At 58.0% G+C, this 15,188-nt stretch carries 11 protein-coding genes; 5 read left to right on the top strand and 6 right to left on the bottom strand.

Translation table 11 applies throughout. The features are described 5' to 3' along the window. The first annotated feature begins 9 nt into the window (after positions 1-9). Genes FRF71_RS06505 through FRF71_RS06495 form a run of 3 tightly spaced genes read left to right on the top strand, consistent with a single transcriptional unit; the run spans position 10 to position 6,025 of the window. Positions 10-2,322, top strand: a complete 2,313-nt coding sequence (locus tag FRF71_RS06505; RefSeq protein ID WP_147089797.1) for a hypothetical protein — start codon at positions 10-12, stop codon at positions 2,320-2,322. After that, positions 2,319-3,836: a hypothetical protein gene (locus tag FRF71_RS06500; RefSeq protein WP_147089796.1), complete on the top strand. Its 1,518-nt coding sequence runs from the start codon at positions 2,319-2,321 to the stop codon at positions 3,834-3,836. Before FRF71_RS06505 ends, FRF71_RS06500 begins: the two co-directional genes overlap by 4 nt. Next, on the top strand, positions 3,833-6,025 hold the full coding sequence (locus tag FRF71_RS06495) for a glycosyltransferase family protein (RefSeq protein WP_147089795.1): 2,193 nt from the start codon (positions 3,833-3,835) through the stop codon (positions 6,023-6,025). The genes FRF71_RS06500 and FRF71_RS06495 overlap by 4 nt, the downstream gene beginning before the upstream one ends. 6 nt (positions 6,026-6,031) lie before the next feature. Here the strand turns inward: FRF71_RS06495 and FRF71_RS06490 are convergent, their stop codons facing one another. The 6 genes from FRF71_RS06490 to kdsA are packed head-to-tail and all read right to left on the bottom strand — an operon-like array spanning position 6,032 to position 12,002. Then, a complete protein-coding gene (locus FRF71_RS06490; protein WP_147089794.1) occupies positions 6,032-7,030 on the bottom strand; it encodes an FkbM family methyltransferase in 999 nt (332 codons plus the stop codon). Next, positions 7,027-8,160, bottom strand: a complete 1,134-nt coding sequence (locus FRF71_RS06485) for an NAD-dependent epimerase/dehydratase family protein (RefSeq protein ID WP_147089793.1) — start codon at positions 8,158-8,160, stop codon at positions 7,027-7,029. The genes FRF71_RS06490 and FRF71_RS06485 overlap by 4 nt, the downstream gene beginning before the upstream one ends. Before the next feature lie 21 nt (positions 8,161-8,181). After that, entirely contained in the window at positions 8,182-9,225 is a 1,044-nt protein-coding gene (locus tag FRF71_RS06480; RefSeq protein WP_147089792.1) for a methyltransferase domain-containing protein, read from the bottom strand. Between the two features lie 48 nt (positions 9,226-9,273). Then, a complete protein-coding gene (locus FRF71_RS06475; RefSeq protein WP_147089791.1) occupies positions 9,274-10,368 on the bottom strand; it encodes a GSCFA domain-containing protein in 1,095 nt (364 codons plus the stop codon). Between the two features lie 4 nt (positions 10,369-10,372). Continuing rightward, positions 10,373-11,125, bottom strand: a complete 753-nt coding sequence (locus FRF71_RS06470) for a hypothetical protein (RefSeq protein WP_147089790.1) — start codon at positions 11,123-11,125, stop codon at positions 10,373-10,375. 34 nt (positions 11,126-11,159) lie between these two features. Continuing rightward, positions 11,160-12,002 (bottom strand): 3-deoxy-8-phosphooctulonate synthase, encoded by an 843-nt coding sequence (kdsA, locus tag FRF71_RS06465; RefSeq protein ID WP_147089789.1) that lies wholly within the window; start codon positions 12,000-12,002, stop codon positions 11,160-11,162. 269 nt (positions 12,003-12,271) lie between these two features. Between kdsA and FRF71_RS06460 the strand changes: the two genes are divergently transcribed. After that, positions 12,272-12,922 carry an FkbM family methyltransferase gene (locus tag FRF71_RS06460; protein WP_147089788.1) on the top strand — a complete coding sequence of 217 codons (651 nt, stop codon included), beginning with the start codon at positions 12,272-12,274 and terminating at the stop codon, positions 12,920-12,922. Positions 12,923-13,446: 524 nt separating this feature from the next. Further along, positions 13,447-14,955 carry a GSCFA domain-containing protein gene (locus FRF71_RS06455; protein WP_147089787.1) on the top strand — a complete coding sequence of 503 codons (1,509 nt, stop codon included), beginning with the start codon at positions 13,447-13,449 and terminating at the stop codon, positions 14,953-14,955. Positions 14,956-15,188 lie beyond the last annotated feature (233 nt).

Here is a 15,188-nt window from a genome sequence, read left to right as displayed (position 1 = left end):
CGCTCGTTCATGGACCTGGTTTCCCGGTTGCGGCCAGGGCGCAGGCGCGGTGCCCAGCAGGTTGAACGTGCCAGACACTTAATCGGCCAAACCGACCTGTTCGATCCGCAATGGTATCTCCAACGCTATCCCGATGTTGCCCGCTTTGCGCAGGACCCGCTGGAACACTTCATCCTGCATGGGGGTGCGGAAGGACGCAGCCCAGGGCCGCGGTTCGATGCGCGATGGTACTTGCGGCGAAATGCGGATGTGGCCCGTTCAGGCACCAACCCGTTGCTTCATTACCTTGAGCACGGAAGGCATGAAGGAAGATCGATCAAGGCATTGCAGCCAGGGAGTCAAAAATTTGAAGTAGCGCAGTCGGGCGGCGATGAGAAGGCTGGCACCGCAGCAACGGCACAGCCCTATGCCAGCGAATACGACACGCGCTGGCAGGCAAGGCCGCTGCAATGGCAACCGCTGCTTACACAGCTTGAAGCGGCGAACAGTCCTCAGCCGGAAGCTACTGTTGATTGTGAAACGATTCTATCCGGCTTGGCGGCAGGTGCCAACGGGGCGCGGATTGAACTGTTTCTGGCGAGTGCCCCCAATGCGACGCCAGGCCAGGCAGCATGCTGGCAGGACGTAGCCCGGATTGGCCTCGGTCTGGAAGCGGTGGGCGATGGCTGGTTCGCGCATGCCCGGCAATTGTTGGTGCGCAACACCGCGAACTTTCCGGGAGCCGACCGGGTCTCTGCGTACCAGTACGGAACTGATGGCGGCTTGCACCGGATTGCTGCACAGAAATGGCTTGTCGACGGGGGACTTGTGCGGCTCAACCTTGAGAATCCGTTGAGCCCAGTCCTGCTGGTCTTGTTGGCCGTCGATGGGTCATGCGTCCACTCAGCACTAATTGCATTTCCGTCGCTCTATCGTGGTGGCCTGCATCACACAGAGATGCTGACGGTCGAAGTCCGTAGCGGTGAGGGATGCCAAGTTGCCGGGTACATGACCGAGCTTGCAGCCGAATTGTTTGCCTCCGAGCGGCTCCTGCTCGGCAGCGTGGTTGTAAATTTGCGCGGTGCCAACGGATCCGAGCCGATTTTTCAGCCCGCCATCGTAGCCAGCTTGCGCCAAAACTTCGGAGTCGCGCTGGCCAGCGACGGCCAAGCGACCGGATCAGCACTCGTGGCTCAAAGGCTTGTATCCACACCCAGCGGCTCGCCGTTCGCTTCTCGCCGCGCCGGTGGCACTTGCCTTAAGTTGCCAGCGGACTGCATCCCTTCGCTTGCGACACTCTGTTCAAGTTTACAAAGCCACAGGGTCGGCGCTGGAACGTTCTGCATAGTGCCCGAGGACGAGCCCCGGGCGGCACTGCTCGCGTGTTTGCCGCAGCCGGATCCGGCACTGGCATCGATCGAGCATCCTGCACTGCCTCTTGCCCAACCGATGTGGCTCCCTGGATCGAGCGGAGCGCAGCCAAGAACGGTTTGTGGTCTGCCGAGTGCCGTCAGATTCATGAAGCAGCGCACTTGGCAAGTTGACCCACTGCTACCGCTCTCCCCCGATCTTGCGCGCCCTCGGTTGGAGCGGGGACATTCCGGGCAAGCGAAGATTAGCGTGGTAATCAACCATCTCGGCTCGCGTGAGGACCTGGAGCTTTGCCTTCAGGCAATCGCTGCACAAACGGAGGTCCAGATTTCCGAAGTTGTAGTTCTGTCGGATCAACCAGAACTCGTCATATCGACCGTTGAAGGACTGACAATCCGGATTGGAGCTCGATTGGAAGACAGCGACTACGGCAGCCGAACGGACCGCAGCGAGGAGACCGCGGTGCTAGTGGATTCAAGCGCCTTCCCGCCGGATCCAAGGACTTTCGCGGTCTTGGCGGATCTCTGCTCCATTGAAAACATCGGCGCCGCTACCTGTCCAGTAGCAGTCTCCTCCCCGGATGAAGGCATGGAGGAGCGCGCTGTGCTGGTCTGGGCCGCTGACTGCACCGGTGAGGCTGCAGTCCCCGCTGAACCGGCACAAGTGAAGCTTCTCCCCCCGGGAACCTTCGCTGTCGCACTGGTGGATCCGCGGATCGTTGCACTCAGTCCACGTATATCGCACGCCGTTCGATCTCTGATGCCATCCTTGCAAGACCCGGCAGCATTATCCGGCGCGCTTGCGGAAATTTGTGCGCACAATGGGTTGCACATGGTTGTCACATCGCTGGTTAGAGTCGCGACTGGTCGTACAGTGGCTGCCCTGCCGGGAATCACTCCGGCACTTGCGCGTGCCTTCGAAGCAGATGGAGTATGCGAACGCGCAGCCCATGTTGTCAGGTTGATGTCGTGAAAATTCAGATACTAGTCCGATCCGTCGACTGGCTTAACAGCGCAGGTACACGCATCCGTTATGCGCGGCTGAAGCGTCAGCTAAAGGCGCTCGGCTGGCATCTGGCGATCGACCCTATCGCTGCGATCAACGACGGGTTGCGACTGAACGCCGACGTATACCTGTTCAGCAAGTGCCAAGATTCTGGTGCCATGATGTTGGCTGAAATGTTGCGCGAAGCAGGTGCGCTAGTGGGCTTCGACCTGTTTGACGACTACTTCAGCAACTCGACGAGCCTCGCTTTTGGGCACCGAGCATTCCAGCGCACCATGGTCAACCGGGTCGATTTCCTGCTTTGTTCAACAAAGCGCATGGCTGAAATCGCGAGCGATTTCGATCCGCAGGTGCCAGTTCATGTCTTGAATGATCCTCACGACCCAATCTCGTCGGCGAGTGTGGCACAGTCGCTTAGAATCCGGTTGGAAGAAACCCAAGCCAGTCGAACTATAAAGCTTGTTTGGTTTGGGCACGGCAACAATCCCATTTTTCCTGTGGGTCTCAATGACGCAGTCGCTTTCGGTTCCGAGCTGTCTGCCTTGCAGCAGGCGGGCTGGCTGGTCCAGTTGCATGTTCTTAGCAACCGTGAGGCCCTTGATGAGGCCATCGCGGGCCCGCTGCAGACGATTCCAGCAGAGGTCACGGTGGAAGAATGGTCCGAAGCCGGCGAAGCTGCTGCGTTAGACCGGGCCTTGGTCGCCTTCGTGCCAGTCAACTTCCAAAACTTTAGCACTGCGAAATCGCTCAATCGGGCGGTGTCGGCATTGGCCCGCGGCGCACAGGTTCTGAGTCCGGGTTACCCTCTTTACGATCCGCTGGCACCTTTCATCTACAAGTCCGTTCAGGAACTCGGTGACCACCTGACTTCCCGCGAGCTCAGGCTTAACGAGCAATCGGTTCAAGAGCTAGCTTCGCGACTTGCAGCCATTGCCGATCCGAAACACGAGGCCGAACAACTGATCCGTTTCCTCAATCGGCTTAAGGGCTGTGCAGCGCGGCCGGTCGAGGAACGGCTAATGCGCGGTATCATCCACGGCTCCGCCTCGCCGCCTGCTATTCATCGCCTGTGCAAGTCACTCGGCTGGTTGTCGCTCGGCTCGCCGTTCTCACGACTTCATCAACCATTCCATGGCGAGATTGCGCAGTTCGAACCGGGCAAAGCTCTCGAATTGCGAGTCAGCCGCGAAGGGTTTGCCAGGCTAGGCAACAACTGGCGTGAAAGTGCGCAACCACTGGCACGTAGCGCCGATGGATACAGCCATCTGGTTCCGTTACCCGACAATGCAGCCGGGCGTGTGCTGGCAGGAGCCAGTTCCATCATGTGGGAGAGCAGGGCCGCACGTATCGTCACCTTTCCGACCCTGATGCACGCGACCTGCGAAGTCTATGCGGAGATCTTCCCCCAAACCCGCTTTATCTTTTCGGAACAAGAAATGCCCCTCGCAGCACCGGAACCGTTTTTGGAGGGTGGAAAATGAGCCAGCCGCAGGCGCTATTGGTCTTCCTGTTCGACCTGATCCAAGACATCAATGTGCTGCGACCGATTGTTCGGGTGCTGGCACAGGAGACGCCCTACAAAATCTTGCTACTCCGCTCAAACAAGCTGCCTCGACGCGACCGGACTGGCGTATGGCAAGCTGAACTGGCGGAACTCGCGAGCCTGTCAATGGCGGAACTTGGCGCATTCGACTCTCCGCGAGCAGTCTATGAGCGGCTGCAGGGTGGCCGCGGGCTGGTGTTCAGCGCCAGCGAAACTGACTTGCCTGCTCATGAAACCAACCATGAAGCATTTAAGGCGGTTCCCAATACGTACGTGCGAGTTACGGTTCAGCATGGCCATGAGTGCGTAGGTTTTCGCCAGAACGTCGAACAGACCATCGCCCACGGTGAAAGCGTGCGGTTTGCGGCGGACGTTCTCTGCGGGTGGGGTCCGTTGGAGAGCATGACGCATTTGGTTAGTTCGGAGCGCACCAAGTTTGTAGAGCTGGGACCACCCATGGTGCTTGATCGACTGTACAACCGCCGCCGGGCTGGAGAAGGACAAAAAGTTGGGCTGGTCTGCGAGAACCTGCACTCGGTGCGAATGCGAACGACGGGCGATTTTCAAACCGCCTATATCGACACGATCCGCAAGTTTGCCGCCAGCCAAGCCGAGGCGGGACGTAGGGTGGCCCTTCGTCCCCACCCTGGTGGGCAATTCGTCCTTAAGAACAATGTAGAATTGCCGGGCAATTTGGATCTCGCCAACGCCGCCATGTACAAGACTGATTTGGCGCGATTTGCCTATGGCATTTCCGCCCCATCTTCAGTGCTGATCGACATGGTCATGGCCGACATCCCAACGGCCGTCTGGCAGGACGCTGACGGACAGATCGATACGTCGGGTTATGCCGGTCTGGCCAAGGTTTCGTCAGTCGAGGACTGGATCGCCTTTGCTGAAGACGCGGTAGCCGACCCGGCACCGTTTCGAGCGCGACAGCAGGAATTCCTTGAGCGCAGCCACTTGTCCGTTGCGCCTGAAGTTGTCCGCGATCGCCTGCTTTCGCTGGTTCAAGGCCTGCTTAGCGAGCGGGTGAAGGCGCGGCCGCGGCGCGTTCTACTGATTGCCAACGGGGTTATCCCCACGTTGAAGATCAGCTTCATCAAACCACTTGAGCCGATGGTCGATGCTGGGTTGGTTGAGCTGACGGTATTGACGGAAGCCGACATCAAGACTGCTTTAGGCAAGGCCAATCCGGTTACAACTGAGACCTCTATTGCCCGTGCCCTTGTCGATCCAAGCATGCCCGACCTGGCTGTATTCTGCCGCTACAGTGGTCCGTTGGCGGCCGGTCTCATGGCGGAGCTAAAAGCCTCGAACGTGCCGGTGATGCTCCACATCGACGACGACCTGCTACATGTCCCGCCAGAAATTGGCCCCAAACATGTCGAGCACAACCGACCCGAGCGGACAGGCGCAGTCCGCACACTGCTGCAGGGCGCCGATCTCGTCTACGCTTCAACGGAGAAGTTGCAGCAGCGTCTGGCGGCATTGGGCTTCTCTGAGCGGGTCAGCGCCGGTGCTGTCTATTGCAGCGGCGAAGTGGCCGTCCCGGCAGAACGGTCGGACGTGACAGTGATCGGCTTCATGGGCAATGACAAGGCACCAGAGCTTGAAGACCTCGTTCCCGCTTTGGTCGAAATTCTGGATGCCAATCCGCAGGTGCGATTCGAGCTCTTTGGCTCAATGGCCATGCCGAGTGAACTTCAGAGTTTCGGCAATCGCGTTCATGCGATTCCCCGGGTCAGTGACTATGACGCCTTCGTCGAAACGTTCCGGCAGTTGCGCTGGCAGATTGGCTTGGCCCCTCTTCGCCCGACGCCTTTCAACGTCGTAAAGGCCGATACCAAGTGGGTCGACTACACTTCGATCGGGACGGCCGTGATTGCCAGTGCAGGCACGGCTTATGACCGGTGCTGCGCTGATGGCTGCGGCCTCCTTGTCGAGGATACGGCGGGCTGGCGCGTTGCGCTGCAATCGCTGATCGATGATCCGGACCGCCGCGTCACGATCGTCAAAGCCGCACAACGAAAGCTTGCACAAGACTATTCCCCTTGGGCTCTCACCCGCCAAGTGCTGGAGAAATTTGACCTCGCAACGCGTATGGCGGCGCCCTCGCGCGCCTAAATCCGCTCAAGCATCTGGGAGCGGCAAAAGATCGCGGGTGTCCAGCGCAATACCGGGAACATAACGCTCGAACAGCGCCTTAAAGTAAGCATCGTATCGTGCATCGCGGTAGAATATGTAGTTAAGGCCACCTACGCCGCGCGCCTGATAGTCCTTGATCTGCTCTACCGTGAACTTGACCTTCCGGTTGATCCGCAACTGGTCCCACGAGAAACGCCAGCCCATTTCGGTTAGCGCATCGATGACGGCAAGATTCTTTGGATTATCGAAGTTAATCTCGATCAACAGCGATTTCAGCCGCGGGTCGCGCAGCGTGGACGCCATCCCAGCAATGACCCTGTACTCAAGGCCATCGACGTCGATCTTGATATGGTCCGGAAACGGCAAACCATCCTGGGTCAGGCTGTCGAACCGGCGACCGATGCACCCCTGCGGCTTGCGGTCGTCGCGGGCAACGGTCCAGTCCGGAGCAAAGGTCTTGTCCTCGGTCCAGCTATTTTCCTCAAAGTCATGGTAGGAAATGCCGAGCCCAAAATCGCTGAGCAGCAGCCGGTCGACCTTGTCCACATCCGAGAGGGCAAGGCAATACGCCAAAACCTGACCGTGCAGCCCATTTAGGTAGATGTTCTTGTTAAGCTCGGCGTAATTAAGCGCCTCGGGTTCGAATGCGTGGACCTTAATCTGGCGCATAATCGCCGCGTAGATCGTATACATCCCGACATTCGCACCGACGTCGTAGAGTACCTCTCCGCTTGCGAAACTGTCGATCCAAGCAAGCGTTATCGGCTCCTTGTCGAAGAGGCTACGAACTCGCTTTACGCTCGACTTGCCGGTCGTCGCAAATCGCATGATCTCACCAAGGTGCTCCACTTCCGCATATGCCTGGTCAAACCATTTGGTCTGAACTCGCATTTCCGCAGACGCCTGGGTCTGGACAGCTGGCAGCTCTGCCGCGACCGGTGGCCGTAACGGCCGCAGTCCGAGCTTACTGAGCCACTTGATCATCCTGCGAGGTTCCTTTTGCGAAGTTCTTCGTTGGCTTTATCTAACTGGTCTTCGGGGATTGGCTGGGTCCCTACCCAGTCAACAAATCGTCGCAATCCGTGCTCAAGCGAGACTTGCGGCGTTACCCCGAAACTGGCCTGCAACTGGCCCAGATCGGCAAAATTGTGTCGTATGTCGCCGACCCGATAGGCTCCGCTCACGTGCGGCATCTCACGCGCATCCATGATATTGGCGAGCAAGGTCGCTACTTCGAAGATTGAAGTCGCGCGGCCCGACCCAACATTGGCGGTTACACCGGCAGCGGCGGGGGTCAGAACACTGGCGAGCACGGCTTCGGCGACGTCATCGACATGCACAAAGTCCCGAGTTTCAGAGCCATCCTCGAAAATCGGCAACGACAGGCCAAGCCTGATGCGCGTGGAGAAGATCGAGAGAATGCCGGTGTACGGGTTGGCAAGCGACTGGCCTTCACCGTAGACGTTCTGGAAGCGAAGCACGGAGTGGGCCAGCCCCTGCGCGGATGCTGCAACCCGGACTAAGTCCTCTTGGGCCAGTTTCGTTGCGGCGTAGATGGACGCCGGTTGCAGCTTGTCGTCCTCACGGGTCGGCACAGGCTCAAGCGCGCCTTCACATTCGCTGCAACGAGGTTCCCAATCGTGCCGGGCCAGTTGCTGCTGCTGACGGGGGGGGGGGAAGCGGCGTGCGGCACAGGCCGAACAATTGTACGCGCCTTCGCCATAGACCGAGCGGCTCGATGCCAACACGAAGTTCGACACTTGTCGGTCAGCTCGGTTGGCAAGCACATCGAATATCAAGGCGGTCGCCTGGACATTGACCCGATAGTATCGGTCAATCTCGTACATCGATTGGCCTGTGCCCGTTTCGGCAGCGAGATGCACGATGGTGCTCACCTCGTCGATTGCGCGCATCACATCGTCACGAGAGGTGACATCGCCCAGCACGAAATCGACGCCAACAGGCGGTTCATAATGCAAATGCGCCTCAGTCCCGTGTATTTGCGGCGACAGGTTGTCGAGTATTCGAACCCGCAACCCCGCTTCAAGGAGCTTATGCACCAGGTGGGTGCCGATAAAGCCGGCTCCGCCGGTGACTAGTACCAATTGCGACATTGCATTGCCCCCACGCGGAATTTAGCGAACCAGCAGGAAATGGAAGTCCTTATGATTGGGCGTATGGTTGATCACGTAGTCAACATAGCCCTGCTCACGGACAGCGAAATCAAGCAACTGCTGGCAATTGATATTATCGTAGTAGTGGACATGGATCGATTCACCGCGCTCCATCAAGGCGATCAAGCGCGGGTCATCGACGCTGCGCCGGAGGTGGCGCGAATAGTGTTCGGGCTCTGGCAACCAGATGTCGCGCCGAAACTCGTCAATCATACTGTCGAGCGAGCAGCGATGATGAACGGAATCTTTTGTCCCATGCAAGTCCGGCACCACCATGGCGACTTTGCCACCTGGCTTCAGCTTGGCATACCAGCGCTGCAAATGGCCGATGGGGTTAGCCAAATGTTCGAAGACATGGCTGCCAAAGATAAAGTCAAGTGAACCGTCCGGCACCGGCAGGTTCGAGGCTTCACCAACGATGTAACTCGACCAGAGTTCGGGGCGAACCGGGTACTTCCCTCCGCCGTTATAGAGCCGGTTCCAGTCCTCGGCCGGCATCTGTTCCAGATAGGAAACATCGCGTTCAGTTTGGGGTAGGATTTGAGGAACCGGGCCGGGTCCGATCTCCACCCCGCGGCCGGTGCAGTGATCGTAAAGCCATTGCCGTGACAAAAGTCGGTGGTCCCCGACAAACAAGGGCTGTGGCCTCGTGCTGAAGAACGCAACTTCAAGATCGACTGCGCCGCATGGTGCGAGTGGCCAGGGCATTTTCACCGCGTGAACGCCTTCAGTGTAGATTACCTCGCCAACAACCATATGTTCGTCGCGCGACAATAGGCGCAGGCGAGCCGTCCCGCCGGTGGGAACTTCGAGCCGCCATCCAATCTGTTCAGGGAAGTGCCGAAAAGTAACAAAACGCCGGATATCGAGAATCCGGAAAGCTGCGCCCCGCGGAACAGCCAAGCCGCGCCAGACACCGTCGGCATATGATTGTTTGGAAACGACCACCTCGCCATCAAGCAAAAGGTTTGCGTCTTGGCGTCGTGCGAGATCGAACAGGTTCAAAGCGTTATTCCGGAATTGTCTGGCGTGGCCGCGGGCTGGCGATGCTCCTCATGGCCGGTCGAGTGCAGCTTCGTCGCATTCGACCTCAACTACGTGCCGCGCCAGATCGAGATAGGCATCGCCTTGGCCAGCAGGGAAACTGCTGTCGCTGGGGTTCTCGTTCTTCGTGCCAGCTTCCATTCGCGGCCCGGTCGCGTGCTTCATGAAAAGTCCCATGACATGGGAAACTCCGCTCTCGACCACGTTGCGCAGATCGGGAGCAAAATATCCGCCGCGGTTGAATGCGCCGGTGATGATCTCGTAGGAAGGGAAGTAGGCGACATGAGCAAATCGCGTCGCCAATGTTTCTGCCGCGACGCGCAGCACGGACTTTGAATAGGTAGTGGCGGCGAGAACGTGCTGGTCATGCCGCGCCGTGGCCGCAAGCGGCACGGGCGATACGGTCAGGATGACCTGGGCGCGTGGATTGATCCGCGCGAGCATCATCAGGAAGCTGGTCATGTCCGCAATGACATCGTCCAGCGTCTGATTGTAGAATACATGGCGATCAGGATCGAACACTCCGCCTTCGACACCGGGGCAGATCGGAAAGACCGCCCCGTCCTGTCGCGACATCCAACATTCGGTAAGCCCGAGCGTAAAGACGAAGACGTCGAGCGTCTCTAGCATCTCGCGCACCGCCGCCAGGTGTTGGGTGCGGTCAAGTTCGAGTTCCAGCTGCGAGATGAAACCTCCGGGCTGAGCCGACGGCCGAAATGGATCCAGGAAGACGTCGTCGGCTTCTTGCCAGACGGATTCGACTGGAACGAACCGACCATAAGCTCGTTCAACCAGCTGGATCAGCTGGCGAGCGGTATAGATGTTGCCGTACCGCGCTGAAAACAAGCCATAGTTATTCTTCGTCCGCACCAATTCCGGAAGGATCGGATGGCCGGGTTCGGTAACATAGTAATTGAAGCCGCTGTTGCGCAGGTATCGCGCGATATGCTGCGCAAAGCAGCTGCCGGCCGTGGCCACCCGCGTGTTCGGATCGATGCGGATGGGAAAATTGACGACGGGGTCAACTTGGCTAGGCTCTATGTCGGCGAGCGAGCGGCGCCAGAAACTGTGCGCCGGAGCTTGTTTGTATGGGTGCTCCTTCACGACCTCAGTCTCCAATCGCGGCGCGGGTCAGCCAGCGTGACTCGAGCTTCTGCATGATCAGCTCACCATAAGATGGGTTCGCATGGGTCGCATCGTTCGCGTAGTATTCGGGCAGAAGGAAGCCATCGGCGTCGCACGCTTCCTCAGGCGGAAACATGACCTCAACATCGATCTTTCGGCAGAATTTGACGAGCACATCCTTTTGAAGAATCCAGCATTTCATCCGTAGTTCGGCAGAAGAAACACCCAGTTTGGCAATGTTGTCTTCAGCAAACTTGCTTTCGTGGTGCTTGAGGATGTGTGCCGTGTCCCGCTTGGGCGGCGGCGGCAATACATGAACCACATGCGCGGCTGTGGCATCTCGCAGCGCCATTATCGACTTCCCGTCCCCCCCTGCAATGCCCTCTGCGAAATTTGCTCGAAGTACCGCATAGGGAATTATTTCACTTCCGGTGGCTGGCACCCAGTCCGGCCGCGATGGCTCCAAGAAATCGAAAGGTCGGGGATGCTGGATCGTACTGAATACGGCATGCTGATTTCCACCGATCATTGAAATGACAGAATCATCTGGCGTTAGTTTCCGTATCTTCTCAACGAACTGTTCAAGCGTGGTGTCGCCGATAATCACGTCGTTCTTTTGCTTAAGCAAACGATGAATCGCGATTGGCACTTCAAGCCGCTTCTTATCCCGCCGTTCTGCCGCACGCTGCATTGCATACGAATGGCTGTCACCAAATAGCATGATGCGATTGGTCATCTTTGAGTCCCATTCTAAACCTGCGGCAGGCAAATTAACCACTGACGATAGTCGGCATCGACTTCACGAGCCGATCAACTGCGAGCATTTGCTCTAAATAGCCGCGGAGTTGATCGAGTGGCAGTGCACAAGGGCCATCGCACAATGCCATTTCTGGATCGGGATGGGCTTCAAGGAACAGCCCGGCGATGCCCAGCGCCATGCCCGAACGGGCAAGCGCAGTTGCCTGAGCGCGGCGACCGTCAGCGCTGTCACTGCGGCCGCCCGGCCGCTGGAGCGCATGGGTGGCATCGAACACCACCGGGGCGTACTCCTTCATCATGTCCATGCCCAGCATGTCGACGACCAGATTATTGTACCCGAAGCTCGACCCACGCTCGCACAGGATCACCCGGTCATTACCCGCTTCGCGGCATTTGCGAATGATGTGCGGCATTTCCTGGGGGGCGAGAAATTGCGGCTTCTTGACATTGATCGCTGCACCCGTGCGGGCCATTGCCACGACCAGATCGGTCTGGCGGGCGAGGAAGGCCGGCAGCTGGATGATATCCGCCACTTCGGCAGCAGGCTCGGCTTGGTGTGGTTCGTGCACATCAGTCAGCACCGGCACCCCGAACCGCGCCTTGACCTCTGCAAGAACACTCAGGCCCGCTTCCAGTCCCGGTCCGCGGAAGGAAGAAATCGAGGAGCGGTTCGCTTTGTCAAACGAGGCCTTAAATACGTACGGAACGCCAAGTTCGCGGGTCACCGTAACGAAATGCCCTGCAACTTCCATCACGATGTCGCGATCCTCGATCACGTTCATGCCGCCTATCAGGACAAATGGCATATCGTTGGCAAATGAGACTCCGCCGGCAACTTCAACTTTTGAATACAATGGCTTGATCCTTTGGGAAAGAAACAGCGATGCTACGTCAACCCTCTACAGTTCTGCCTGATTTTGGCAACGTCGGATCGACAGCGCAAAGACAAGGACCGCCAAACTGGTGTTGTGAAGAACCTGGCGTGTTAGGCCATGAGGTGGACCCCGCAATCAGATGCGCAGGCCCGGCATGGAAACTGCAACATATGCCTTGCCCGGCAGCATCGGCTTGGACATAAGCATGCTCCCGCCTAAACATAGCAATCGCTGCCGGATATAGTACCATGCCAAACCGTGCTTTGCCCAACCCAACGGAATGGCAAGACAATCCTTACCAACCGGAGTGGGCAGAGCGAGACTTCCTCTATTCGCCTGACGGACACCGCGAGTATCCTCAGCACGCGTGCAAAATAACCTACGAACTAAGCAAGCCGTATATCCGGAATTTTCGCAATGCGCTCGATATTGGCTGCCGCGTCGGAGAGTTCACCCGCTACCTCCATCTGGATTTTGCGCATGTATACGCATTCGACCCCAATCTCTGGCCGGATTTCCGAAAGAACGTCGATCTAGGCCGTGTCACGCATTACAATTGTGCCATCGGGGCTGAGCCAGGTGAGACCATGATGTTTGGCGGAACCCACGCAATGCAGGAGGGGGCAACCGGGAGAATCGTACCCGTGCATACGATCGATTCTTTTGGTTTTGAGGACATCGACTACATCAAGATTGATGTGGAAGGGTTCGAGAAAAAGGTGCTTCAAGGCGCGGCCGCGACAATTGAGCGCTGTAACCCGGTCATCGTCATTGAGCAGAACCATGTGGTTCTGAAGGATGACGTCCAGTATTCCGCTAAGGAGTACCTGGAAGCTCTTGGTTATATATCGGTTGCGGTTGATCGGCGGGGCTGGGACTTCGTAATGGTCCGAGACTAACCGCACGAAACCTCAAGCGGAGGCAAACAGATCGATCGCCCGCACTTTCCGCGATACCCGCGCTCCAGCTGTCAATGATACGCACACCGCACTGTCCAGACCGCCGGAAAGGGACAGCGGCAACATCCGCCACGGCAGTCCACGACGCAAGGATCATGAGCATCGTCTCGGCAATCTGCCAAAGTGGCCACCCGTGGAGTCGGCCCAACCTCAGATGACGCGGGGAGAGCGGCTCCAGAACTGCCCATTCGCCATTGATCAAGTGACTTGCCAGATCCATCTGCGCACAGCCTCCGTCCAAGTGGCATCGGCCCACACCATTTATCTTCAACCGTTTGTTGCAAGGCGGGTGAATTTGAGCCTTGGATGGGCGTGAAGCTAACTTACCTTGACAGAAAAGCGGATACGCTTGATTCGGATAGGTATGTTCACCACCTCACAGCCCCGACGGTACACGCCGTCCTGTGGTATTGGCGCGGCGACCGACAGATCATCCAGGCTCTAGTAAAGCGGACCTCCCTGCAATGCCGATCGATAGCTTTTCCGTTGATGAAACCCAGGCCAACCTGCGGAAACCGGGCGCCATTTACCCAGATGGGCGGAAAACGCGGGATCGCTTGGGCAAGTATACGGTTGTCGGTTCCCAACCAAGTTTTACTTTTTCGCGGGATGATTTGATCTTCACAATCGGCTCGTGCTTTGCGCGGAATATAGAAAGGAAGCTTGCCAGCCTGGGATTCCAGCTTCCCACCATGACGCTCGAGGTTCCGGCAGAGGAACGCGTCAGTGAAACGCCCAATGAAATTCTCAACAAATACACCACGGCTGCCATCGTAAACGAATTCCGTTGGATCCTGGGGATCGACGCGTTTCCGGAAGAAGGCCTAATTGCCGTCAGCGAGAACCAGGTGTGCGATCCGCATCTCCACCCCGGCCTGCCTCCAGTCAGCCGCGCCCGCGCGCTCGAACGTCGCTCGGAGATTCATGCGCTTGGGGCCGTGCTGCCCAAATGCCGGGTCATCATCGTGACGCTTGGCCTCGTTGAAACCTGGTTCGATGGCCGGACAGGCCTCTACCTCAACGGCATGCCGCACCGCTCAGCGTTGAAGGCTGATCCGGAGCGATACAGCCTGCGTCGCCAATCCTATGAAGACATCGTGGCCGATTTGGAGGCGATGCATGACATCCTCAGCTCACATGGCAATCCTGAGTTCAAGATGATCGTGTCCGTGTCGCCTGTGCCTTTTAAGGCGACGTATTCGGGCCAGGATGCCATCGCCGCGAACACCTACAGCAAATCGGTGTTGCGCGCCGCCGCGGAGCGATTCTGTACCGCGCACGACAATGTCGACTACTTCCCCAGTTACGAGATGGTCACTTTGAGTGAGCGCAGCGCTGCCTATGCCGACGACAACATCCACGTTCGGGAGGAAATGGTCAGCCGCATCATGGAATTGGCCGCGTCGCGCTATGTCCCCGGCTACCAGGCTATCGAAGCCGATACGGCGAAATGGGTCAATAAAGACAAGCCTCTTCTATTGTACCAGGATGCGCTGGCTGCCAGGGCTCAGGGCAATTATGAGCAAGCTGTCGAGCTGATGAAGTACCTCGACGATACCGGATTAGTCGCCAAGGCCAAGGTGGAGCCTGGCGAGTTCTATCTTAGATATGGCACCACACTGGCACGGGCCGGTTACGCCGGCCTCGCCGAGCCCTACCTCGCCCGTGCGGTTTCGCTGCTTCCCGGCCAAGCGCTTCCGCAGTACAAGCTGGGCCTGATCACAGCGCGCCTTAGGCGCCGCGAAGCACTGTTCCATTTTCAACGCGCGGTCGAACTGGCGCCGGATTCGGTCGAATTCCTGCACCGTCTGGCCATACAGTACGAACGGGAAAAGCAGCCCGATCTGGCTGTCCGCACATTTGAAAAGGTTTTGGAGATGGATCCGAACCACGATGGAGCACACACCGGGCTCGCCCGACTCAAGGTCAGGGCGGCGCCGGTGGCGCTAGTACCGGCGCCACCCAGAGCCTAAGTCATAATTATCCCGTGCATTGTCGTAACCTCGCAATAGGACGGGCGATCAAGCACATAGAAACTTCGGACCGTTTGATGGCTTGGATGCTCCAATTGCCGATGCGGCGCACGGCATTTCTGAGCGGGGCACACGCAAACCTCGCTCGTTAAGCATGTTGATGTGATTCTGCATCAATCCAAATGATATCGCCAATGCAACCGTCAAGCATGGTTCCTGGCGGAGGGCCTAGG

The sequence above is a fragment of the Novosphingobium ginsenosidimutans genome (assembly GCF_007954425.1).
Taxonomy (GTDB): Bacteria; Pseudomonadota; Alphaproteobacteria; order Sphingomonadales; family Sphingomonadaceae; genus Novosphingobium; species Novosphingobium ginsenosidimutans.
The sequence above is the reverse complement of the archived record's forward strand: the minus strand, read 5'-3'. Positions and strand labels throughout refer to the sequence as shown.

Coding starts and splice junctions, on each gene's coding strand:
- FRF71_RS06455 (WP_147089787.1), top strand. CDS start 13,447: ATGCCGATCGATAGCTTTTCCGTTGATGAAACCCAGGCCAACCTGCGG.
- FRF71_RS06490 (WP_147089794.1), bottom strand. CDS start 7,030: ATGATCAAGTGGCTCAGTAAGCTCGGACTGCGGCCGTTACGGCCACCG.
- FRF71_RS06470 (WP_147089790.1), bottom strand. CDS start 11,125: ATGACCAATCGCATCATGCTATTTGGTGACAGCCATTCGTATGCAATG.
- FRF71_RS06495 (WP_147089795.1), top strand. CDS start 3,833: ATGAGCCAGCCGCAGGCGCTATTGGTCTTCCTGTTCGACCTGATCCAA.
- FRF71_RS06460 (WP_147089788.1), top strand. CDS start 12,272: ATGCCAAACCGTGCTTTGCCCAACCCAACGGAATGGCAAGACAATCCT.
- FRF71_RS06505 (WP_147089797.1), top strand. CDS start 10: ATGGACCTGGTTTCCCGGTTGCGGCCAGGGCGCAGGCGCGGTGCCCAG.
- FRF71_RS06485 (WP_147089793.1), bottom strand. CDS start 8,160: ATGTCGCAATTGGTACTAGTCACCGGCGGAGCCGGCTTTATCGGCACC.